At 36.7% G+C, this 23,742-nt stretch carries 17 protein-coding genes and 1 tRNA gene; 7 read left to right on the forward strand and 11 right to left on the reverse strand.

What is annotated here, in order from left to right; translation table 11 throughout:
- Positions 1–469: 469 nt before the first annotated feature.
- The 3 genes from PECL_RS01535 to PECL_RS01545 all read right to left on the reverse strand — a co-directional run bounded on the left by PECL_RS01535 (position 470) and on the right by PECL_RS01545 (position 5,692).
- The gene (locus tag PECL_RS01535) at positions 470–3,262 is read right to left on the reverse strand and encodes a cation-translocating P-type ATPase (RefSeq protein ID WP_014214831.1); all 2,793 of its coding nucleotides are present in this window, start codon (positions 3,260–3,262) and stop codon (positions 470–472) included.
- A gap of 302 nt (positions 3,263–3,564) precedes the next feature.
- On the reverse strand, positions 3,565–4,773 hold the full coding sequence (locus tag PECL_RS01540) for an NAD(P)/FAD-dependent oxidoreductase (RefSeq protein WP_014214832.1): 1,209 nt from the start codon (positions 4,771–4,773) through the stop codon (positions 3,565–3,567).
- 13 nt (positions 4,774–4,786) lie between these two features.
- Entirely contained in the window at positions 4,787–5,692 is a 906-nt protein-coding gene (locus tag PECL_RS01545; protein WP_014214833.1) for a 1,4-dihydroxy-2-naphthoate polyprenyltransferase, read from the reverse strand.
- Between the two features lie 101 nt (positions 5,693–5,793).
- Between PECL_RS01545 and PECL_RS01550 the strand changes: the two genes are divergently transcribed.
- Entirely contained in the window at positions 5,794–6,768 is a 975-nt protein-coding gene (locus PECL_RS01550) for a polyprenyl synthetase family protein (protein ID WP_014214834.1), read from the forward strand.
- A 485-nt stretch (positions 6,769–7,253) separates the two neighbouring features.
- On the opposite strand, the gene cydC is transcribed toward PECL_RS01550, so the two are convergent.
- The 4 genes from cydC to PECL_RS01570 are packed head-to-tail and all read right to left on the reverse strand — an operon-like array spanning position 7,254 to position 13,164.
- Entirely contained in the window at positions 7,254–9,002 is a 1,749-nt protein-coding gene (gene cydC / locus PECL_RS01555; RefSeq protein ID WP_041534703.1) for a thiol reductant ABC exporter subunit CydC, read from the reverse strand.
- Positions 8,995–10,722 (reverse strand): thiol reductant ABC exporter subunit CydD, encoded by a 1,728-nt coding sequence (gene cydD, locus PECL_RS01560; RefSeq protein ID WP_014214836.1) that lies wholly within the window; start codon positions 10,720–10,722, stop codon positions 8,995–8,997. Before cydD ends, cydC begins: the two co-directional genes overlap by 8 nt.
- A 7-nt stretch (positions 10,723–10,729) precedes the next feature.
- On the reverse strand, positions 10,730–11,749 hold the full coding sequence (gene cydB, locus PECL_RS01565; protein ID WP_014214837.1) for a cytochrome d ubiquinol oxidase subunit II: 1,020 nt from the start codon (positions 11,747–11,749) through the stop codon (positions 10,730–10,732).
- Positions 11,749–13,164 carry a cytochrome ubiquinol oxidase subunit I gene (locus PECL_RS01570; RefSeq protein WP_014214838.1) on the reverse strand — a complete coding sequence of 472 codons (1,416 nt, stop codon included), beginning with the start codon at positions 13,162–13,164 and terminating at the stop codon, positions 11,749–11,751. The genes cydB and PECL_RS01570 overlap by 1 nt, the downstream gene beginning before the upstream one ends.
- Before the next feature lie 224 nt (positions 13,165–13,388).
- On the opposite strand from PECL_RS01570, the gene PECL_RS01575 reads away from it, so the two are divergent.
- The 3 genes from PECL_RS01575 (at position 13,389) to PECL_RS01585 (ending at position 16,179) form a co-directional block, all read left to right on the forward strand.
- Positions 13,389–15,566, forward strand: a complete 2,178-nt coding sequence (locus PECL_RS01575; protein WP_014214839.1) for a Tex family protein — start codon at positions 13,389–13,391, stop codon at positions 15,564–15,566.
- Complete coding sequence (locus PECL_RS01580; protein WP_014214840.1) at positions 15,566–16,030, forward strand: SprT family protein; 465 nt, start codon at positions 15,566–15,568, stop codon at positions 16,028–16,030. The genes PECL_RS01575 and PECL_RS01580 overlap by 1 nt, the downstream gene beginning before the upstream one ends.
- Before the next feature lie 63 nt (positions 16,031–16,093).
- Positions 16,094–16,179: transfer RNA gene (locus PECL_RS01585), tRNA-Leu, on the forward strand.
- Between the two features lie 50 nt (positions 16,180–16,229).
- Here PECL_RS01585 and PECL_RS01590 read toward each other — a convergent pair.
- Entirely contained in the window at positions 16,230–16,946 is a 717-nt protein-coding gene (locus PECL_RS01590) for a DUF4811 domain-containing protein (protein ID WP_014214841.1), read from the reverse strand.
- Complete coding sequence (locus PECL_RS01595; protein WP_411431285.1) at positions 16,946–18,319, reverse strand: MDR family MFS transporter; 1,374 nt, start codon at positions 18,317–18,319, stop codon at positions 16,946–16,948. Before PECL_RS01595 ends, PECL_RS01590 begins: the two co-directional genes overlap by 1 nt.
- A 186-nt stretch (positions 18,320–18,505) precedes the next feature.
- On the opposite strand from PECL_RS01595, the gene PECL_RS01600 reads away from it, so the two are divergent.
- Positions 18,506–19,099 carry a TetR/AcrR family transcriptional regulator gene (locus tag PECL_RS01600; protein ID WP_014214843.1) on the forward strand — a complete coding sequence of 198 codons (594 nt, stop codon included), beginning with the start codon at positions 18,506–18,508 and terminating at the stop codon, positions 19,097–19,099.
- 547 nt (positions 19,100–19,646) lie between these two features.
- On the opposite strand, the gene PECL_RS01605 is transcribed toward PECL_RS01600, so the two are convergent.
- Positions 19,647–20,840 (reverse strand): MFS transporter, encoded by a 1,194-nt coding sequence (locus PECL_RS01605; protein ID WP_014214844.1) that lies wholly within the window; start codon positions 20,838–20,840, stop codon positions 19,647–19,649.
- Positions 20,841–20,970: 130 nt separating this feature from the next.
- On the opposite strand from PECL_RS01605, the gene PECL_RS01610 reads away from it, so the two are divergent.
- Both PECL_RS01610 and pnuC read left to right on the forward strand, forming a co-directional pair.
- Positions 20,971–21,351 (forward strand): winged helix-turn-helix transcriptional regulator, encoded by a 381-nt coding sequence (locus PECL_RS01610; protein WP_014214845.1) that lies wholly within the window; start codon positions 20,971–20,973, stop codon positions 21,349–21,351.
- A 490-nt stretch (positions 21,352–21,841) separates the two neighbouring features.
- A complete protein-coding gene (gene pnuC / locus PECL_RS01615; RefSeq protein WP_014214847.1) occupies positions 21,842–22,651 on the forward strand; it encodes a nicotinamide riboside transporter PnuC in 810 nt (269 codons plus the stop codon).
- A gap of 241 nt (positions 22,652–22,892) precedes the next feature.
- Here pnuC and PECL_RS01620 read toward each other — a convergent pair whose 3' ends face one another.
- Positions 22,893–23,372 (reverse strand): hypothetical protein, encoded by a 480-nt coding sequence (locus PECL_RS01620; protein WP_014214848.1) that lies wholly within the window; start codon positions 23,370–23,372, stop codon positions 22,893–22,895.
- Positions 23,373–23,742: the final 370 nt, after the last annotated feature.

Raw genomic sequence — 23,742 nt, forward strand, 5'->3', positions numbered from 1 at the left:
TGGTTTTCTTTCCAGGTTAACCGGAAGGAGCTGGGTTGAGTAACTCATTTCAAATAGAGAGTGAAACAACCCGGGAGCTTGTGAGGATTAACAGGGAAAGGAAATTATGACGGGTTAGGTCATGGTTTTCTTTCCAGGTTAACCGGAAGGAGCTGGATTGAGTAACTCATTTCAAATAGAGAGTGAAACAACCTGGAAGCTTGTGAGGATTGTTAGCTCGTCTAGTGAGGTTGGTTTTGTTTCACAAAACCAGATACTCGTACACCGTCCATTCCTATGGGCAAAGTTCGCCTCATAGGAACTGGCAAATAAAAAGGCCAAACGATAGCAGTTTATCGTTTGGCCTTTTTATTAAGAGGAATCATAGCTTTGTTTTGCACATTTCTATTATTTAGCTTGAAAATTAAATTTAGATTTTAGGAGTTATGTTCCAATTCTTTCACTTTACCTTATAATAATATAGATCATACTACTTAGATAAATAATTTCGAACTAATTTTTTTCTCCATTCCTCGACTAACACTAATGGGGCCGGTATACAGATCAAGAATAGCCATTCTTGCCAACCGAGTGATGCGGTATTAAAGACGCCCTGTAAAAATGGAATATATATCAGCATGGCCAACAAGCAAATTTCAAATAGAATTCCGAGCATGACTCGATGGTTACTGAAAATACCAATTTTAAATAGGGAAGTTATCTGTGTTCGACAATTTAAAGCAGCTCCGATCTGGCAAAATACAATTGCTGCTAATGTCATTGTTGTTGCTTCACGATAGTCTAGACCAGAGGCTGCTAATGCTTTAGCTGGCCAGCCGGTATTTAAATGGTTAACAAAGAAATACGCTCCGGATGAAATAATTGAGGCTACCAGGCCATACCAAGCAAATGCCTTCCAAATAATTGATCGATTTAGCAGGTGAGCCTTTCTTTTACGTGGTGGTTGGTCCATAATACCAGGCTCACTTCTTTCTGCTCCTAAGCCGAGCGCTGGTAACATATCAGTTCCTAAATCAACAGTTAAGATTTGCATTACTGTTAACGGTAGTGGTATTAATCCTTGTGAAAATAGAAATAGTACAGATGGTGCAGCTTCTGAAACATTGCTATTTAAAATGTAAAGTAAAAATTTTTGAATGTTACTGTAAACTGTACGTCCTTCTTCAATTGCGGCTACAATTGAAGCAAAATTATCATCAGTTAAAATCATATCAGCTGCATCCTTGGCAACGTCGGTTCCAGTTACACCCATTGCAATTCCAATATCAGCCTTCTTTAGAGCCGGCGCATCGTTAACACCATCTCCGGTTGATGCTACTACATGACCAAGACTTTGTAATGTTGTTACGACTCGATATTTTTGCTCTGGAGCGACTCTGGCAAATATAATTTCTCCCTTTAGTGCTCCAATCAATTGTTCATCGGTCATGTCTGAAAGTTCGTCTCCTGTAATAACACGGGCATCATTGCTTGTTACACCGATTTTAACAGCAATACTTTTAGCAGTAACAGCTCCATCACCAGTTACCATAATAACTTTAATATTAGCGTTATGACATTTTTGAATAGCTTCGTAAATTTCAGGTCGCGGTGGGTCGGCCATGACGGTTGTTCCTACAAATATTAAATGTTGTTCAGTATCGTCAAGTGTCCAATCTTTGACGTTAGCGGGCATTGATGAAGTTTTAGTATTGATGGTTCGATAGGCAATTCCAAGTGATCGAAGCCCTTGTTTCGAATATTGTTCATCGGCATCCAGAGCGTTTTGTCTATCCTCGTTAGTGATCGATCGAACTTGTCCGTTATCTAAGATTGAATCACTAATTTTTAAAATACCATCTAGTGATCCTTTTACATAAATATTACGATGATTTTCATCAATTTGATGGACAGTTGTCATTCGTTTACGATCGGAGTCAAATGGGAATTCTTTTAAACGAGGTACTTTTTTAATTTCGGCGTCAACGTTTATTCCAGCCTTTTCTGCAAGGACAATAAGCGCTGCTTCAGTTGGTGTTCCGATTATCTTAGTATTTTTACTGTCTTTTTGAGAAGCCTCAATTTTAGTATTATTATTTAGAACGGTGATTTCCAGAAGTTGTTGTAGGTCGGAGTCATTCTTGTAATCAAATTTCTGCTGATTTAATTCGATTTTTCCGTTGTTTACATAGCCTTCACCGGTTACTGTATATTCTTTTCCGGGCAGCCACAAATGATTCACAGTCATTTGATTTTGAGTTAATGTTCCCGTTTTGTCAGAACAAATAACGGTAGTTTCTCCTAAAGTCTCAACACTGTTAAGCTCTTTAACTAAAGCATGTTTTTTAGCCATTCTTGTAACACCTTGTGCAAGTGATAATGTAACCGTTGGTAACAACCCTTCGGGAATAAACGCAACAATCATTCCTAATGCAAAAATAAATGATTTTGCCACTGGATAGTGTACAAAGAATATCGCAGCAATGAAAAATGCAATTCCAATTGTAATTGCAATCCATGATAGTTCATGGGTTAAGCGATTTAATTCCTTTTGAAGAGGACTGGTGGTTGTTTTTTGAGCTTGTGTTAATTTAGCGATCTTTCCAAACTCGGTTTTCATACCGGTGGCAACAGCAAGCGCGGTTGCCGTTCCGCTACCAGCGATTGTACCTGCAAAAACCATATTTGCTTCGGCGAAACGTCCCTCTCCATGTTGATATTCAGATTTTTTAGACACTTGAACAGATTCACCAGTTAGGGATGACTCATCTACTTGAAATGAAGTTGCTGTTAAAATACGGGCATCGGCCGAAATACTATTGCCAGCCTGGATGGTAAAAATATCGCCTGGAACAAGATTTTCAGAATTGATTTGCTCTGTTTCACCATTTCGAATAACTTGGGTGTAGGTAGGTAACATTTTCAAAAGTGAATCAGTAGCCTTTTGGGCTGCATGTTCTTGCCAGAAGCTAAACACACCATTAATGATATTGACGGCCCATATTGCAATTCCGAGTTCTATCATTTGAGCAAAAATAGCTATAAAACCACTTACCCAAAGTAGAATAGCCATGAGACTTGTGAAGTTTTTAAGAAAGATTATCCATTGTGGACGTCGCTTTCCTTTTTGAATGGTGTTCTTTCCGATTTTTTCAAGCAACAGATTGGCCTGTTCACTCGATAAACCTTTCTCAGAAGTGTCAAATTTTTGATATAGTTGTGTTACTGACATTTTGGCTATTAGTGATGTGTTATCTTTTTCGTTAGTTGACATAGTAATCATCTCTTCACTTTTAATTTATACACCTATTATATTCTTTTTGTAAGCCCTTTTAAATTTTATAAAGATAACATGGTTCTTATTTTATAAAGTGAATCCTATTGATCGTTATTTGAAAAATTTATTAATGGATCAAGTTAAAAAATAAGCGACCATAACAAACCTATGGGTTTGCTATGGTCGCTTAAGCTTATTTAAATTATAAAAATAATAATCTTAATATTTATTAATAAAACGAAATTGATCAACCGCAAATAGGCTTACTGGTATTATTAGGAAAATCAGTTTTGATACTAAATTTTATTCTAATGATAAAAGTCAAACCTACCTTTTGACATTACTTCTTTGGTGCCTCCCAATTCAAACAAAGAGCGATCCATGATACCCTTCTTAACTACTGAAGCAGGATAACCTCTGACTGGAGTTTTTCCTACTAAACCAAATGCTTGTGTGTTTCCGATGGAAGCAACTGAACCTAGTGATTTAAATTTAAAGGGACTAGTGGGCTTGTTATTTAATTGATTTTCGATATTTTCAGCAGCCTGAGTTCCCATCGCAATTGCTATTTGGGCAGTTGTAGGGTAGGGACGCTTACTTTCTTCATCCATCACAGCAGAAACATCACCCAGAATATATACGTTGGCAAAATCGGGATCAGTTAAATCAGCCTTTACCATGACACGACCACGACGTTGTGAGAAACCTGAATCATTCATCACATGACTTCCGCGAACACCAGTGGTCCAAATGATGGTGTTGGCTTTTAATTCAGATGTTGTTCCAGTCTCGGCATCATCTTCATAAACTACGGTATTAGGTTTAATTGCCTTGATTGGTTTTCCAGTTAGGAAATTAATACCCCAGCTCTTTAATTTATCAATGCCCCAACCAGCTAGTTTCTCATCAAACATGGGCAGTAGACGAGTAACTGCTTCGACGCAGTAGAGTTGGATTTCTTTAGGATCAACGCCCGCTGTTTTAGCCAATTTTGGAGTTGCTTCATGAAGAGCACCTAAAAGCTCGATTCCAGTAAAGCCAGCCCCACATACGACAATTTTTAAATCATCAGGGTTTTTGCTTTCGCGATAGTCTTCCATGCGAGCTAAAATATGTTTCTGAACGCTTTCTGCGGAGTCAATGTTGACCATCTCAAGAGCGTTTTCTTCTACTCCGTCAATTCCAAAGGATTCTGATTCGAAGCCCAAACTAACGACTAAATAATCATAAGATAGTTTTTTACCATCTTTAAGGGATACGTTTTTATCATCGCGATTAATATTGACCACTTCTCCTTGAATAAAGGTGGTTTTATCAGGTTTGATGACATCCGAAATATTATATAAAATACGTTCCTTTGGTTGATTTCCTGTAGCAAGTTCGTGTAAATCAGTTGCCTCGTAGTGATAGTTGTTCTGATCAACCAAGGTAATATGAAAATCAGTATGACTCTGTTGCAAAATCTTTAGGGTACGTAGTCCTGCGTATCCTGCTCCTAAAATTAAAACTTCTGTCATATAGAACATCTCCTTAAACTATTATTACTCCTAAAATAAAACTAATGATTTGGAAAAAAGATCCAATCCCTAAGATACGAACCGAGCAAACGAAAGTTTCACGTTTGATTTGTTTACGAGAAAATAATTGCAACTGTCGGTACACGAGCGGAATGGAAAGTAATCCTAATATTAATAATATCGGAGCCAGGTGGAAAAAGATTGCCAAGATCATTGCAACGTAAGCAAGTATGTTATTCCATTTGAATAACTGTAATGCCTTTTTGACACCTAAATAATGCACCAATGTAAAGCGTTTTTCAATTGTGTCTTCCTCAAAATCGCAAATATTATTGGCAAGCATAACGTTTGCAATCCAAAGGGTACTAGGAAGTGAGATTAGAAATACCGAAAGTATTGAGAAAACAGTCCATGAAAAAGCGTTAACAACATTGATATATGTACATATTAATGTAATCATAAAACCCATCGTAAAACCAGCAAAAAGCTCTCCAAATGGTGATGCAGAAATTGGCCTAGGACCAGTTGAATAAGCAATACCAACTATAAAACAGATTATGCCTAGTAATAGCAAAGTCAATCCAACTTTAAAAACAAGGTAAATTCCTAGTAGAGCTGCGGTTCCACTTGATAGAATAATATAAGCTAAAATCCACTTAGTTGAGAGGCGCTCACGACCAATAATGTTGGTTTTTTGCTTATAGTCGTGTTCAGAATGAGCTCGAAAATAATCATTATAATTATCTAATGCATCAACCGCTGTATTGAAGAGAAACATTGCAATGAAAAAAATTATGGAATTTAACATATCCATAGTACGATAATTAAAAATGCTGTATAAAATACCAATACAAAATGGAAAGACACTTGCAGCTTTTGCTTTAAACTCAATAAGCTCTAAAAAATTACGAATAGTCATATGAATACCACCCTTTATGCTTATAATTGTAGCATCTTATAGTCCCATTGATGAAGTAATTAAGGTAAAATGAATGTGATAGAGTTAGAAAGGGAAAAATTATGAATAGATTATCTTTGTATGGCTTAAATATGCAAAAACGGTTAAATAAAGTCAAAGATATTGTTGATCAACAATTAGTATTAAACAACGAAAAAGTGGCAGACGCATTACGAGAATTGGCTGATTCCGGTGGTAAAATGGTACGTCCGGCATTATTCTTGTTTTTTGCGGATTTTGGAGACAATAAAGATGAGGATAAACTACTTAAAATTGCGGCATCTTTAGAAATTTTACATATGGCAACGTTGGTTCACGATGACGTGATTGATGATTCACCGTTGAGGCGGAGTGTTATTACGGTTCAATCTAGGTATGGTAAAGATGTTGCGGTTTATGCTGGCGATTTTTTATTTACACGTTTTTTTCAGTTGCTCATTGAAACAATGAATGGCACTGAGTATATGGAAGTTAATGCTAATGCGATGCAAAACGTTCTTACGGGTGAATTAGATCAGATGCATAATCGATTTAATTTAAATGAAACGGTCGAAGAGTATTTAAAAGAAACAGAAGGCAAAACGGCCGAATTATTTGTTTTAGCTGCTGTTCAGGGCGCCTATTTTGGTAATGCTGATGAAAAAATACGTAAGGTTGCTCAAAAGCTTGGAAAGAAAATAGGGATTGTTTTTCAAATTTATGATGATATCTTAGATTATACGTCATCAAAAGAAGAACTTCGTAAGCCAGTTATGGAAGACCTTAGTGAGGGTGTATACACATTACCATTGCTAATTGTGTTGAAAGACCATCGGCAAAAGCTAACGGATATATTGGAAGTCAAGCGTGCACTAACGGTTGAACAAGCCAAACAGGTTACAAAAATGGTTAATGAATTTGGTGGCGTCGCTCGAGCTAAGGAGTTGGCTAAGGAATATTCTGATGAGTCGTTAGATCTGTTGGAACAACTTCCAAAAGGAACGGCATCAAGGGAATTAAAACGGTTGGTGCAAGGGTTGGTTGATCGTAAGTTTTAATATCATTAAAAAACTGGGGCATGATTTCTGAATGAAATTAAATAAGCAGCAATCAAAATTGATGGAATTTTGATTGCTGCTTATTTTTTGAGAGTTTGATGGGGATGTTTCGCTCTTTATCTGAAATGAGCTACACAAGACAACCTCCTCCGTTTAGCCCAGTGCACCATCATGACCTAATCCGTCATGATGGCACACTCTGCTAATACTCGGTGGTTAACCGTTTTGTTTCGCTCTCTATCTGAAATGAGCTACACAAGGCAACCTCCTCCGTTTAGCCCAGTTGCACCATCATGACCTAACCCGTCATAATGGCGCACTCTGCTAATACTCGGTGGTTAACCGCCTTGTTTCGCTCTCTATCTGAAATGAGCTACTCAAGACAACCCCCTCCGTTTAGCCCAGCCCATCATCATGACCTAACCCGTCATAATGCTGGACTCTGCTAATACTCGGTGGTTAACCGTCTTGTTTCGCTCTCTATTTTAATTTAGCCCATCAATTTTCATTAACTGTTGATAATATTTATTATCCCTTGCCAGGAACGCTGGGGATCCATTCATAGCAATTTTTCCGTCCTCTATGAAAATTACTTTATCTGTTATTGAAACCCCTTGAAGATGATGTGTAATCCAAATAACTGTTTTATTATTTAATTGATTGAAAAAAGTGTTTAATAGTTCTTGCTCCGTAATTGGATCTAATCCCACAGTTGGTTCATCTAAAAGCACTATTGGAACATCTTGAAGTAGTATTCTCGCTAATGCAATACGATGTCGTTCGCCGCCAGAAAAACGCAACCCTGCCTCGTCCACCATAGTATTTAGTTGTTGTGGTAATTTTTGGATTGTTTCTTTTAACTGAACCCGATCCAAAACATTCCAAACCTCATCTTCGGAAGCATTTTCGTTTCCAATGCGAATATTATTTAAGAGGGTGGTGTTAAAAAGATAAGGCGTTTGATGAATAACTCCGATATAATCACTAATACTATCTCCTAATTGGTCAGTTGAATAACCGCCGAGCGAGATGGAACCAGTGTTTGGAGATAAATCTCCGCGCAAAAGATGAGCTAGTGTACTTTTTCCAGACCCACTTTTACCAAGGATGGCCAGTTTCTCTCCCGGATAAATGTTGAAACTAATATCGTTTAAAACTTTTTTCGTTCCATCAGGGTAGGCGAAGTCAACATCTTTAACACTAAGCATTAGTTCTTTTATGGAAGGTACTGGTTGTATTGCTTTTACCTTTTCAACGTCGGATAAGTTATTGAAACGAACTATGGAATCTTTATAGATATTGGTTTCTTCGGCAGCATCAGGTAATGGAGCGAAGGCATCAATTAATGGAAATATTGTTAGGACAAATGCTGCAATCCAATTTGCTGCACCGCCGTGGTTGCCTGGAAAAGTAAAGGCTGACCAAATCAACAGCGCAACGGTTATAGCACCAAAAGAAAGTTGGACAAAAAGCTCAGATTTTCGATTATAATTTTGAATTTGTTGATCAATCTGATGTAATTCAAGTTCGGATTGCTCATAGTGATCAACAAAATCAGTACCTCGCTGGCTGAAAATCCAGTCAGAAACACCCAAAACATTGTCAGTTAGATTCTGATACAAGTTATTGCGCATTCGCTTCTTTTGTTCTTGTCGAGCCCCATTAGCTAGTACAGAAAAGAGTGGTAGAACAAAAACAACCACGCCTAGCATTAATAACATTGCTAATCCAAATAGTGGTGAAAATAAACCTAAACAAATGATAATAAACACGTATAATGTCCAAGCGATGATAGTTGGGAATATAGTTCTTAAATAGAGATTCTGAATATGATCAATGTCTTCTGCAAGGAGTCCTAAAATGTCTCCTGTTTTAAAACGTTGTTTGAAGAAGATAGCATCACTTTCTAGTGACTTATACAACTTTAAACGGAGCTGAGAAGTCATCCGTAGAACCCAATTGTGACTGGTGAGGCGCTCTATATAGCGGAATACCGGTCGCCCAATCCCGAATGCACGTGTAAGCACGATTGGAACATAAATTAATAGAATGTTTTCTGGAATTGAAGCAGCTCGACTAATTAGATAACCTGAGTTAAACATCAAGGCTCCCCCGCAAAAGAAGGTCAAAAATCCCAATAGAATAGCTAATATTAGCAGACTACGGTATTTCTTAAAGAAGGGGCGAACCCACGTATCCCCTTTAAAAGCGTTAAATAACCCGATTTTATTCAACATTGGAAGTTCCTCCCTTCAAACCGTTCACTAAACGGGTAAAGGCACCATTAGAATGAGCTAAAGTGTCATAGGTACCATGTTCAACAAGTTTGCCATGGTCTAGTACCAGAATATAATCCATATTTTTCATCCAATGTAGACGGTGAGTAGCGAAAAATACTAGATGATTATCCATAATAGGAAGCATACGTTCTTTTAATTCAATTTCTGTTTCAATATCTAAGTGGGCAGTTGGTTCGTCGAACAAAAGAATATGACGTTTAGGATTTAAAAATGCGCGAGCAAGTGCCACTCGTTGAGCTTGCCCGCCACTAATTGAGCGGGCAGCTTCGCCAAGTTGAGTATCCAGGCCTTCAGGAAGTTCAGCAAGAAGTTCATTGAGGCCAACAGTTTCAATGGCTTTCAGAATTTCTTTATCAGAAGAATTGGGATTATAAAATGCAATATTTTCACGCAAACTTAGTTGAAAAATATAAGGATTTTGCGGAATATAAATTAATTGTTGCTGCCAGTCTTTTTGGTTAAAGGATGGTAGAGCAACATCATTAACTTTAATACTGCCGGATAACGGTTCTAAAAAACCGTTTAGTAGGTTGATCAGAGTTGATTTTCCTGATCCACTCATGCCAATTATGCCAATTTTTTGAAATCCTGTTGCCGAAAAGTTTAATTTAGACAATGTAGGTTGATCATCATAATTAAAACTTAGATTCTGGACCTCTAACTTAGAAGTGTTATCCCATTCAGGAATGGTAATTGCAGGATGGGCAACTTCAGGTGTTGATAGTACATTCTTAATTGCTTCAAAGGCATTTTTCCCATCTAAAGTTGCGTGATAGTCACTTGAAAAATCTCTGATTGGAAGAAAATATTCGGGTGAGAGGATCAAGACCGTTAAGGCTGGAAATAGGGTGATGCCATGATCAATCAAACGTAATCCTAACAATACAGCAACGATTGCAATTGAAATTGTGGTGAAAAAATCAAGAGCAAAAGTGGACAGAATAGCAATCCGAAGCGTGTTCATAGTAGCCTTTCGAAAACGTTCACTAGAAGAAAAGATGCTATTTTCATACTTTTTAGTTAAACCAAAATATTTTAATGTATCAATACCACGCAAAGAATCAATAAAATGATTTGAAAGAATTTGAAAAGTTTTATACTGTTTGTCAGCTTTGCTTTGGGCTGCATATCCCAAAATAATCATAAAAATTATTATAAGGGGAAAAACGAGAGTTAAAACAATACCGGATTCAATATCAAGGAAATAAACAGCAATTAAGATAATAATTGGTATTACAGACATGTTGAAAGTTTTAGTAAATATAAGGTTAATATAGTTTTCAACTTGACTGATACCGTCCAAAGCCATGGTAGTAGTATTACCTGTACCAGTGGTTTGGACTATTTGTGGGCCAAGACGAAAGACCTTTTGAAGTAATTGTTCACGTAAATCTCGTGCTTGTTCATATGAATACTTATCCAGAATGCGATCACGGAAATAGTTTATTAGATGGCGAGCACAATAGGCTAGAGTGAAGAGAACCAACTTACTAATTTGATTAGATAAATTTTTTCCGTCCCAAAGGCTAGTTATTACGGCGGAGAGTGTCCATGCTTGTCCAATAATAAACAATGCTTGCAAGGCAGCGAAGCCCGCAAGCATTATCTGTATTCGTTTAATTCCAGGTAGTTTCATGATTTGCTTATCAATCATGCGTTTGTTAATCCTCCACGGTATTTAAACGGGTTAATTTCATACGTTTTCTAAATACGTAATAAGTCCATGCAGTGTATGCCAATACAAATGGAAGAATTGTAAGAGCAACGATACTCATTATTTTAAGTGTGTACGGACTTGATGAAGAGTTACGAATTAATAAATCATATTTTGAGTTGGTTGAACTAATTAGAACTCTAGGAAATAATCCGGTGAATAATAGTACTACAACTGAAACAAGTGATAGTCCACTAGATAAAAAGGCAACCAGATCGCCACCACGAAAGACAGCGATATTTGCGATAACGGTTAAAGCAATGATAACCGCTAATATTACAGGAGTTGCCATTGGATGAACATTAAAGAAATCAGTTGTAAAGTACATTAAGATTGCAAATACGACTAATCCAACATAGAGAACCCAATATAGCAATTCTGCATAGTTACGAGCACGTTCGCGGAGTGGCCCCATGGTCTTTAATGCAATGTAGTTTAAACCATGTAAGTAACATAATAGGGCTACGGCAACACCACCCACAATTGAGAACAAATTAAAGTAGTCAGTGAAGTGTGCCATCATATCGCCGTGCGCGTCAATCGGCATACCCTGCACCATACTTATGAACATTACACCAAAGAAGAATGGAACAATAAAGCTTCCGATACTAAGTGTCCAATTCCAGATATGTTTTTGCTCAAATGGAACACGGTTTCTGAATTCAAAAGAAACACCACGAATGATTAAACCAATCAAAATAACAAAAAGAATTAAATAGTAACCACTAAAGAGTGAGGCGTACCAAAATGGAAATGATGCGAACATTGCACCACCTGCTGTGAGTAGCCAAACCTCATTACCATCCCAAACTGGTCCGATTGTCTCAACAACTAAATCTTTTTCTTCATCATTGTGAGCTAATGTCTGAACTGACATTCCAACTCCAAAATCAAATCCTTCAAGGAAAAAGAAGCCCGAGAATAAAACTCCAATCAATATAAACCATAAAAGTTGTAAGAAAGTCATTAGTTAAACGCCTCCTTATCAAAGGGATCAATGTTTGATTTATCGTCTTTCTTTGCGAGTTCTATCTCATAGTCGGGTCCTTTTTTGAGGGTTCGGATAACGAGATAGACCATGGTACCTCCAAGTGCTGTAAATAATAAGAAGTAGATGGTATTAGAAATTAAAAGAGAAGCAACCGAAACGTTGGGTGAGACACTTTGCATCATTGTGAATAAGCCATAAACGGTCCATGGAAAACGGCCAAGTTCGGTAATCAACCATCCACAAGTATTAGCGATAAACGGCGTAAAGGTTGTTAAGGCAACAATCCACAGCATCCATTTCTGCTTATATAGTGTTTCCTTTCGTTTTCTTGTAAAGAATAGTCCTAATATTGATACTAATAAGATTAGCATTCCAAATGCTGCCATAATACGAAAACTATAGAACAAAGTATTTACCGATGGGTAATAGTTTTTGTGACCGTACTTAACAGTTAACTCTTTATTGATAGTGTTCATACCTTTAACAGCACCAGAAGGCTTATCGTATGAAAGAATACTTAGCATATAAGGAACTCCGATACCAAAAACACGTTTATGCTGTGCTTCATTTGCCCAAGCAACAACGGTCCAAGCGGCTGGGTCACCAGTATTTTTATAGATACCTTCCGTTGCGGCAAACTTCATTGGTTGTTCAGTAACAAGGTTTTTCATTTGCAAATCCCCAGCAGTTAGAACAGCTAATGAACCAAAAAGGGCAACAATAAATCCTAAACGCATTGATTTTTTATAAAAATCACCATTGTTGATGTTCTTTTTCAAAAGTTGAAAGGCAGCTAGCCCAGCGATTCCGACTCCACCAAGTGTAATAGCTCCGGCAATAACATGGGAAAATTCGTACCAAACTTGGGGATTAGTTAGAAGAGCGCTGAAGCTGGTCATAACAGCGTGTCCACCTTTAATTTCATACCCAACAGGATGTTGCATGAAGCTATTAGCAGCTAAAATCCAGAAAGCGGAGACCATGGACGCGATTGCAACTAACCAGATAAACAACGCATGAAATCCCGGCTTGACGCGGTCCCAAGTAAATATCCAAAGGCCTAAGAATGTGGATTCCATAAAAAACGCTAACAAAGCCTCAACAGCTAATGGCGCACCAAAGATGTCACCAACAAAACGGGAATAGTCTGACCAGTTCATACCAAATTGAAATTCTTGAATAATACCAGTAACAACACCAACGGCAAAACTGAGTAAGACAATATTTCCCCAAAACTTAGTCATTTTGAGGTATTGTTCGTTTTTAGTGCGAACATACATTGTTTCCATGATAGCAACCATGAGAGCGGTTCCAATAGAAAATGGAACAAAGAAAAAATGGAATATGGTTGTCATTGCGAACTGAAAACGAGCTAGTGTAACGATACTCATAACAATTCATCCCCTTTAATTAAATTTTTCTAACGATAATGTATACATGTAAAATATACCGCAATTACCGCATATTTAAAAGCATGAGAATATGATTCAAATGATTTTTACCTTGTGTATTACTATTGAAAGAAAAAAGTAATGGTTTAAATCCGATATTGTGATTTGGAAGTTAAGATGGATATAATAAAGGGACTGATCTTTTAAGTATAAGGGGAAAAACATTGGAAGAAAACGTACTTAATATAGTAGAAAAAGAATTAAATCAATATCGACCGATTCAAATAAATGCAACACTTGATATGCTTGAAGACGGTAATACGGTTCCGTTTATTGCACGATATAGAAAAGAACGAACTCATAGTTTGGACGAAGTTCAGATACGAGAGATTCAAGCGACGTACCATCAAGTTGAAACACTTGAGAAACGTAAAGCAGATGTTATTAAGAACATTGAGGAGCAAGGAAAGTTAACTTCTGAACTCAGAAGATCAATCACAAAAGCAACTGCATTGCAGACGGTTGAAGACTTGTATTTACCATATAAACAAAAACGTCGCACTAAGGCAACTATTGCAAAAGAGGCTGGGCTTGAACCGTTTGCTTCATGGTTATTAACATTTCCAACTAATGAAATTAATAAAAAAGCCGAGCAATTTTTAAATTCTGATCAAGACATTAATACAGTTGACGATGTTTTGGCAGGCGTTCATGAGATCTTGGCGGAAGCCTTTGGAGATAATGCTGACTTTCGTGATTGGATAAGAACTTATACTAAGAAAAATGGACTTTTAACATCTGTTCTTAAGTCAAAAGGCGAAGAACATGATGAAAATGAAGTGTACAAACTTTATTATGATTTTTCAGAACAATTTAATAAAGTTGTATCACACCAAATGCTAGCAATTAATCGTGGTGAAAAAGAAAAAGTTCTTAGAGCCAAGATTGACGTTAATGAAGATGGGATTGAACGCTTTTTGCGGTTTAGAATTATTGGAGATAAGACTGGAGAAGCTCTTCCAATTATTGAAGATGCATATCGAGATGCTTATAAGCGTTTTATCGGACCGGCAATTGAGCGTGAATTAAGGGCGGAATTAACCGAAAGTGCAAGTCAACAAGCAATTAAGGTGTTTGGAGATAACCTATATCATTTGTTGATGCAAGCACCCTTAAAGGGAAAGGTAGTTCTCGGATTTGATCCTGCATATCGTACAGGATGTAAATTAGCTGTGATGGATGAAAACGGGAAATTTTTGGATAAATTGGTAATTTATCCACATAAACCAGCATCGGCATCAAAAAGGGCTGAGGCAGGAAAACTCTTCAAAGATTTTCTGAATAAGTATCAGGTTGAAATGATTGCAATTGGAAATGGGACAGCCAGTCGTGAGTCGGAAGAGTTTGTTGCGCAGAAATTAAAAGAAATTGATCGAAAGATTTACTATGTCATTGTGAATGAGGCTGGGGCATCCGTTTATTCGGCAAGCCCAGAAGCACGTAAAGCATTTCCTGAATTACAGGTTGAAGAACGAAGTGCCATCAGTATCGGGCGTCGTTTGCAAGATCCACTAGCAGAGTTAATAAAAATTGATCCACAAGCAGTTGGCGTAGGTCAATATCAGCATGATTTGCCACAAAAAGAGTTGACCGAACAGCTTGATGGAGTTGTGGAAACTGCGGTTAATCAAGTTGGGGTTAATCTTAATACAGCTAGCCCAGAATTATTAACACATATTTCTGGTTTAACTAAAACAACGGCTCAAAACATTGTTAATTTTCGTGATGAAAACGGACGTTATGATGCGCGTAATCAGCTTAAAAAGGTACCACGTTTAGGACCGAAGGCTTTTGAACAAGCGGTCGGATTCTTGCGAATTGTTGATGGCAAAGATGTGCTAGACAATACTGATGTTCATCCAGAAAGCTATAAAGCTGCTAAACAGTTATTGAAAGACTTAGGAATTGGAATGGATTCTTTGGGGCAGGATGAAACTATTCAGAAGCTTAAGAATGCAAATATTCAGCAGTTATCCAACCAACTTAAGATAGGGAGTGAAACCCTGACCGACATCATAGAAGCTTTACAAAAACCAGGTCGTGATTTACGTGATGCTATGCCGGCACCGTTACTTAGAGCGGATGTTTTGACTATGGAAGACCTTAAACCTGGAATGGAGCTACAAGGTACGGTTCGTAACGTGATTGATTTTGGCGCTTTTGTTGATATTGGGGTCAAGCAAGACGGCTTGGTACACATTTCCAAGCTAACCAAACAGTTTGTTAAGAAACCAAGCGATATTGTGTCAGTGGGCGACATCGTCACAGTATGGGTGGAAAGCGTTGATTTAAATCGACATCGTATTCAGTTAACAATGATACAGGATGAGAATAAAAAATAATGACAGATCAAGAGTTACAAGTGTTGACCGAGGAGATAGCTCACAGTAGTTTTCACCATGAATTTAAACATCAAATCTTCTTTAATAGAAGATTAAAAACCACTGGCGGACGGTATCATTTAAAAGATCACCATATTGATATTAATCCGCTAATGTTGGAACAACATGATATGGAAACCTTAATTGGGGTTATAAAACATGAATTAGTACATTACTTTTTACATTTAAGTGGCGAGAAGCCTGCTCATAATAATCCACATTTTAAACAATTATTGGTGCAAACAGGTGGCTTACGATACGCGCCGGATTCTAAAAAGCGTCGCAAGAACCAACTTAAGCTCACATATCAATGTCAAAAATGTGGACAGATATATATACGTCACCGGCATATTAATACCGAGAAGTACAGGTGCGGAAAGTGCCACGGCAGGCTTACTCTAATTGAAGAAGAACGAAGTGCATAATGTTTTTTAATAAAAAGCTTGCTAGATGGGGCTGTTTTTGCTAATATTATCTGGTAAGCTTTTGCGGCCATGGCGGAATTGGCAGACGCGCAGGATTAAGGATCCTGTCCGGATTTACCCGGGTGGAGGTTCGAACCCTCTTGGCCGCATATTTAAAAGGACTTGGAAAATTTTCCAAGTCCTTTTTTGTTGCACATAATTAATATGGTATCTTTTTGTTAGAATATCGCTGAATTGTCTTGTGAACCTCTTCTTGTAGCAATTTTTCTTGAACATTCTTTAACGCCTGGGGATTACGAGCCTGCTTAGGATTAGTTATTGAATAGGCTTTTATTTTTGCCATCATATTAATTTTAAGTTGCTTTTGGTTCTTTTTTAAATCCTGGCCAGCTTTAGAAAGCTGTGTAGTAGATAAAGCAGTCCAGTTTTTTGGAAGGCTAAATGTAACCGTAGTATTTTTAATTTGATGTTCATTCTGAATTCCAGCGAAGAGAAATTGTGCGAATACGCTTTTATAGTGATAATAGGAAACTTTTTTTATTTTTCTTGCCGTCATTGTTTTAGAACGAATTAATCTAACACTTAATCCATCTGAATAGGTCATGGATTTTTTATTAGAATTACTATTTGTTTTATATACATATATTTGGTGCATGTTCCTTTTCTTACCAACATTACGATATGCTAATACCTTATTATCTCCAGGAAAAGTAGCAATTGAATCAATCTTTGTAGAAGTTGAACTAGTGTTAATTTCGGTTCCCCAATGTGCATTGACGTTTGCAATAAGTATAACTTGAGAAAGTAGAAGCAACATTCCTAAAATGGAGCCAATTAAGATTTTATGTGTGATTTTGGAATTAACTGTTATAAAGATTATCCCTGCAATGCAAAGTAAACTTATGAATATTAACATTATTTCGCTACCTCCACTTTTTTTGAAATGTTATGGGATAAGAACCAGGCCGGAATGGCAGCAATTAATGTAATCACTATCGACCAGATAAAGGCAGTATGATAAGCAGTGGTTAAATGTGCAACCGTTGGAACGACGCCGTTAATGTTGTTTTGAATGACAGTAGCTAATATCGCAGAACCAAATGCTCCACCAACATTTTGAAACATTCTCGAAGCACTTGTTGCATCCGCAATTAATTTTTTAGGAATACCAACGTACGAATCTGCCATAACAGGAATTGTAAGCCCACCCTGTGCCATTCCTCTGACAAACAAAGCAATTAATAGATACCAAATATTAGTGTTTTTATCGAAATAAACAAATGGAATAGTGCTAGCAACTGCAACGAGGATTGATACTAGGACAACCCATCGAGCACCGATGCTATCAGTTAGCTTTCCAACGGTTGTCCGGGTAACCAACATCCCCAAACCTTGTGCAATCAAGTAAGTTCCAGACCAAATGACACTTAAGCCTCGAACGTTTTGTAAATATAACGGAAGTAAGAACATTGCTCCGTTTACGGCGACTCCAGACATTAAAAGAATTACGGAAGCTCCGGAGAAGTTGGAGACTTGAAACATTTTAAGGCTTACCAATGCCTTATCCGGATTCTTACTTGCAAATATAACGTACGCAATCATTAAATCTAAACCAATGAAAATGGGAATTAGGACATCTAGGTTTGAGATGGTGTTATTACTGCTAAAATTAACAATTCCGATTAATAGCCCACTGAACATACCACTTAGCGAAATGAACCCAAACCAATCAAATTTTTTATCCGTTTTTTGAGGTTCAAACTTTGGCATCATGAATTGAAGTAGAACTAAGGCAATGATAACGATCGGTATGTTGATGTAAAAAATCCAATGCCAATCTAACTTGTCAATGATGAATCCTCCACCCACAGTTGGTCCCAATATTGGAATTAAAACCATTGGAAGACCAATGGTTGCTGCTATTTTTCCGAGTCCTTCACCATTAGCTGCCCGAATTATAAGTGTGGTTAGGAGTGGGATTATTACTCCAGAGCCAGCCCCTTGAATTAATCGTCCTAACATTAGAATTGGAATATTGGTTGCAACTCCAGAAACGATAGATCCAGCTAAGAATAACAATAAACCAGAGATATAAAGTTTCTTTCCGCTGAATTTGTCAACCGCCCATCCGGTAAATAATATGACAATTCCAAGCATCAAGACGTATCCAGTAGTAACCCACTGGGTAGCACTTACCGTGGCGTTTAAATCATTCATAATAGTGCTGATTGCAATATTTGTCATTGTTGTATCAAGCATTGGTGCAACAGCTCCGACAATTAATATCATTGCAATTTTAGCTAAATTGTTTTTTTCTTTCATTTTAATTACCTCACTTTTTAAGACACCGTGGTTTCTATTTCAAAGGCTTTTGTTATAATGTATTTGTACAAAATAATCTAAAATAAGATACCACCGTATCTTCAATTTAGAATCATATAACTTATGTAAAAAAATAGCAAGGGTAAATTGAAAATGGAAAAGAAAACTACTCGTAGACGAGGAAAAGAATTAGAACACGACATATTGGAAGCTGCTTGGAAAGAGTTTCAGGATAAGGGATACGGAAAGACCTCAATGGAAGGAATTGCAAAGAGGGCAAAAACAACTAAAACGGTTTTATATCGTAGATGGCCTAAAAAAGCTATCATTTTCTTAATGGCATTTAGGAAATTTGGTCCCCAAATTAGACAGTCAGATGCTGATACTGGGAATTTGCGTGATGATCTGATTGAGCTTTTAGAACCAACAATTCAATTTTTAGAAATTGTTGGTAAAGAAGCAGCCCAAGGATTGGTGGTAGACCAGTTAGGAAGCCATGTTTTTGATCTTTTTAAACAAATATCATCAGAAGAAAATGAAACTGTTGAGAGGATAATGAAAGTTTTGACCCGGGCTGATAAACGTGGTGAGGTGAATATTAGTAAAATAAGCAAACGTGCAGTTCGTTTACCGGTAATGCTAGTTGTGGATGCTCTATTAACAGACGGTTTTATAACAAAAAAAGATTTGCTAGAAATTGTGGATAACGTACTGGTTCCCACGTATAAATATAGTTTGAATAAATAAAGACGCGCTAAATTATTGATTTTTTACTAACTAAAATACAAAACAAACCGATTTTAAGATGTTTTATCAATAATATTTATTGATCGAGGTACTACAATTAAACTCTATACTAGAGGGTCAAAGTTATAGATAAACACGGTTTTTGAATTGAGATAAGTGGCACGGATTAATAGAAATATACAAAAAACAATCTGATTATGAAATTGAAGATGGTTATTTTTTTGTGGCGTCGAGGCATCAAAAGGTCTTCTAACTAGTCAACTTTAACAAAATAAAAAGTGGTGAATCATAATTTCTTTGAATTATGATTCACCACTTTTAATCAATTCCAATGATGTGAGGATAAGATCATGTAGCAACGCCACTTTCAATTAGGTAATAGTCAACAGGGCCGTGAGTCGAAAACGTTAACTTTAATGAGTAGCTCATTTCTTTAATAGTTGGAATGAAAGATTTTGAATAATATTGAATCTTTAATCGTTTTATTGGTTGAATTTGTGACTGCTAGATTTTTATTTACAGACTTTCTCTGTTTATATATAGGTGCTTATAATGAATTGTCTGAATGAAACATCATTTTTTTAAGGATAGCGATAATTAAAATTGCAATCAGTACCATAACTACCCCAAATAATGGGGTTAAAGTAACCGAAAGCGAAGAAGTAACCTGGCCGCCAACGAATGATCCCAAGGTTATTCCGACATTAAAGGCAGAGATATTGAGTGCTGAAGCGAGGCCAATGTCATCGGGAGTGTAACGTTCGGCAAGTTGAACAATATATAATTGGAGACCTGGTACATTCATAAAGGCAAACAGTCCCATTAATAATACTAATAGCAATCCTGAAATGCTCTCATGAATGAAGACAAACAGTAGGAGTAGGGCAACAGTCAGACCTACAAACATTGCGATTAAGGCATTAAGTGGTTCACTATTAGCAAATCGTCCTCCAAGGGTATTTCCAATTGCTACCATTACTCCGTAAATAATCAAAATTATAACAACGGCACCTGAGCTAAAGTGCATGTACGATTCTAGTATTGGTGTTAAATAAGTATATGCAGTAAACGTCCCTCCGTATCCCAATGCTGTAATAATAAGCATTAACAGAATCGGTTTGTTAGATAATACACGACTAAATCCGTGTAAGTCTGGACGCTTTTTGGGATGAGGTAAGTTATTTGGAATTAGAAAATAGTTGGAAACTAAACCGATTAAACCAATAATAGCAATAAAAATAAACGACCAGTGCCATGTGAAGTGTTGTCCAATAAAGGTACCAAGAGGAACACCAGTTACGGTGGCAACAGTCAGCCCTGTAAACATAATTGCAATTGCACTAGCGCGTTTGTCTGGAGCCACAACATCGGCAGCTATAATGGAAGAAATTGACATAAATATTCCGTGTGCAAGTGAAGCAACAACTCTACCTGCAAGCAACATGCCAAAACTTGATGCGGTAGCGGCGATTAGATTACCTATTATAAAAATGGTCATAATGACTAACATTAAGCGGCGACGGTCCCAATTTGCTGTTAGAACGGTTAAGATTGGTGCACCAAAAGTGATACCAAGTGCATAAATTGAAACGGTTAACCCAGCTGAACTAAGTGAAATACCAAAGCTTTTTACGATCAATGGCATTAATCCGACACTGATAAATTCGGTAGAGCCAATTGCAAAAGCACTAATTGCAAGGGCGGCTAAAGTTAAACCTGGTGAAATTTTACTTGATTTCATATTATCTCTCCTTTAATTTGTTTTTTGTGACAATGATATGTATTATACTGGTACGTAATAAATAGACAACTACGTACTTTTTAGTGCTATAGGTACAAAAAAGTAATAATTTGATATAAGGGTGATTTAAATGGATGCAAATGAAGGGAAAACTTATAATATAGGGGTGGAGGCAACGATGGAAGTGATTGGTGGAAAGTGGAAACCAATTATTTTATGTCATATACGGCATCAAGCAATGCGAACTGGCGAGCTAAAACGTGTGATTCCAAACATAACGCAAAAGATGCTTACGCAGCAGTTGAGGGAGCTTGAACATGATGGGATTATCAACCGTAAGGTTTATAGTCAGATTCCTCCTAAAGTGGAATATTCTTTGTCTGAATATGGTCATTCTTTAAGCACAGTGTTGAATTTAATGTGCAAATGGGGAGAAAACTACGTTGATCGACAGGTAGAAAGTGGATGCGATGTACAGCTTTTGAATAGAGATGACGTGGTACAAAATTAATAGAAATGTATAGGAATAAGAGTAAGACATAAATCGAAAAATGACGAGCATTAATAGCTTGCTAACATCAAATGTTTTGTTATACAGAACTTTAATACTCATAATGCTGTCCATTCCTATGGGCGAAGAAAAAGGGCCAAATGATGATGGGCTATTCGTCGTTTGGTCCTTGTATTTAAGTGGAATCATTCGACTTGTTTTCTTACGCCTCCGCTATTTAGTTCAAAAATTAAATTTAGATTTTGTTATACTTCAGATCCGTTTTGGGGGCTGAAGCAAGTGCGCCATTGACGTGATGTTCATGGTTAATGCGCATTATACATAAAAGCAATTGGTTGTTGCGGGTCTTATATTGAGATTTGTTGGAATACTGTGGCCAGTTTGACAGTAAAAATTGAAAAGTATATTCTGAATTTCAGGCGATTATATGATTTTACAGCGTTGCTTCCGAACACGGCTGTCTAAAAACAACTAAGGAGATTTTTACATTATGAAAAATAGTACAAACTTGCCTCAAAATATTTCCAATACACTTTTTTCGAAATTATTCACGAGCATAAAGAAATTACCCTATGCCGTTGGACAGGCATTTAGTTTTAAGCGGAATGTTAGTGAAATAAAAACGTTGCGAAAAACTACTAAAGTTATAATGCTTATTATGCTAATTGCAACTTTTGCAACATTTATTTTGGGACACGATTTTAGTTTTGCCGGTTGGATCGGTCTCGTTACCAGTACAGCAGTGGTTTTAAATCTAATACTTGTTGATCAAGGGAGATTGACCAATTATAGTTGGGGAGCTCTTGGGTGTGCCGTTTGGCTTATCATAGCTTTAAATAATCGACTCATTGGAGATATTGCTTCCCAAACATTTTATTTAGTTATGCAGTTTGTTGGGATTTCAGTTTGGAACAATAAAATAGAACAACAGACAGATAAGCAGGAATTAGTATCACGGAGTTTCAGCTGGTTAGAAGGATTATTCTGGCTTGTAGTCACAATTACAATTTATTTAATTGTTTTATTCTTTAGTAAGCAACTTAATGGAACTCAAGTTTATTTGGATGCTACCCTGTTACCTTTAGGAATTGTGGGAATGGTATTGATGACATATGGTTATCGATCTCAGTGGGTGGCATGGATTGCATTGGATGGTATTAATGTGGTTATTTGGTTTAACCAATTACAAATATCAAGTCCGGCTTCAACCTCAATGTTTATCTTACAAATCATTATGTTAATAAATGCTATGTATGGTGCCTATCTTTGGTTCTTTGGCCAAAAGGAGGCAAAAAAATAAAGCTTTATTTCTATATGTCATAGCCGTAACATATAATCCGTGGGTAAACACCTATATATCATATAATCGCCAATGTCTTTCTAAATTATTAATAAAAGATATGTAACCCGTTATAGATGGTGGATCTTAATTAACCATTGTAATGGGTTTTTATATTGCGTTGGAAAAATAAAAAAACTAGTCAAAAGTAAATGACTAGTTTTTAATGAGAAAATATTAAGTACGTAGAAAAAATTTGATATTACAAATCTTCTAAGAATTGTTTGGAGTTATCATCAGTCTTTGCTGCAGCGACCTTTGATAGTTCATCAAGTTGAGTTTGAATGCTCTTGCGAATATCCTCCAAGGAACTCTTCTGAAAGAAAGGAGCAATGACTTCATGTGTTTTCCCATTAGCATCGTATGAAAGTGCACTTTGAAATGCGGAAATTCCAATCAAAATGCCAATAATAGCGAGAATAATTCCGAGGATCATTCCGTTTCCCATCATTTCAAAAATTCCCCAAGCAAGTAATATTATTCCAATCAATAATGGAATAAAGCTGATTTTTGAATGGACCTTTGGGTTAGAAATTGTGTTAATGGAAACGTTTTGACTGGTACGACCAGATGGAATAAATCCTAATAGTAGATTTGGCGTTCGGACATTCAAAGCAGTTGTATCAACATCGACACGTGCCTTGATCCAGAAAAAGATAAAGCTAACTGAAAAGTTAAACATGTTAATCCTCCTATAAATATGTAATTGCTAAAATATAGTATACATTATACTCGCTTTAAAAATAGACTGAAAAGTTTGTTGTAACTAATACACAATAGTAAATAAAACCTTAAAAAGCGGATCAGAAGTTCAAAAATACTAAATTTTGCTTAAAAAATACACAAAACTAATACACAATACTGTATTAAGTGAGTTAGTGTATTTATGAAAAGCCTTACAAAAAGCACTTATAGCGATTAGTGTATTTTGGCACGGTATTTGCTTATATATAAGTGGGTGGTCAAATTGACTGTGTGTCAGTTGATACCGCAACAAGATGAAAAGGTTACGGATTGGTTTTGACATTATTCGATATTTTAATTCAACCGTA

The sequence above is a fragment of the Pediococcus claussenii ATCC BAA-344 genome, assembly GCF_000237995.1.
GTDB classification, from domain to species: Bacteria; Bacillota; Bacilli; order Lactobacillales; family Lactobacillaceae; genus Pediococcus; species Pediococcus claussenii.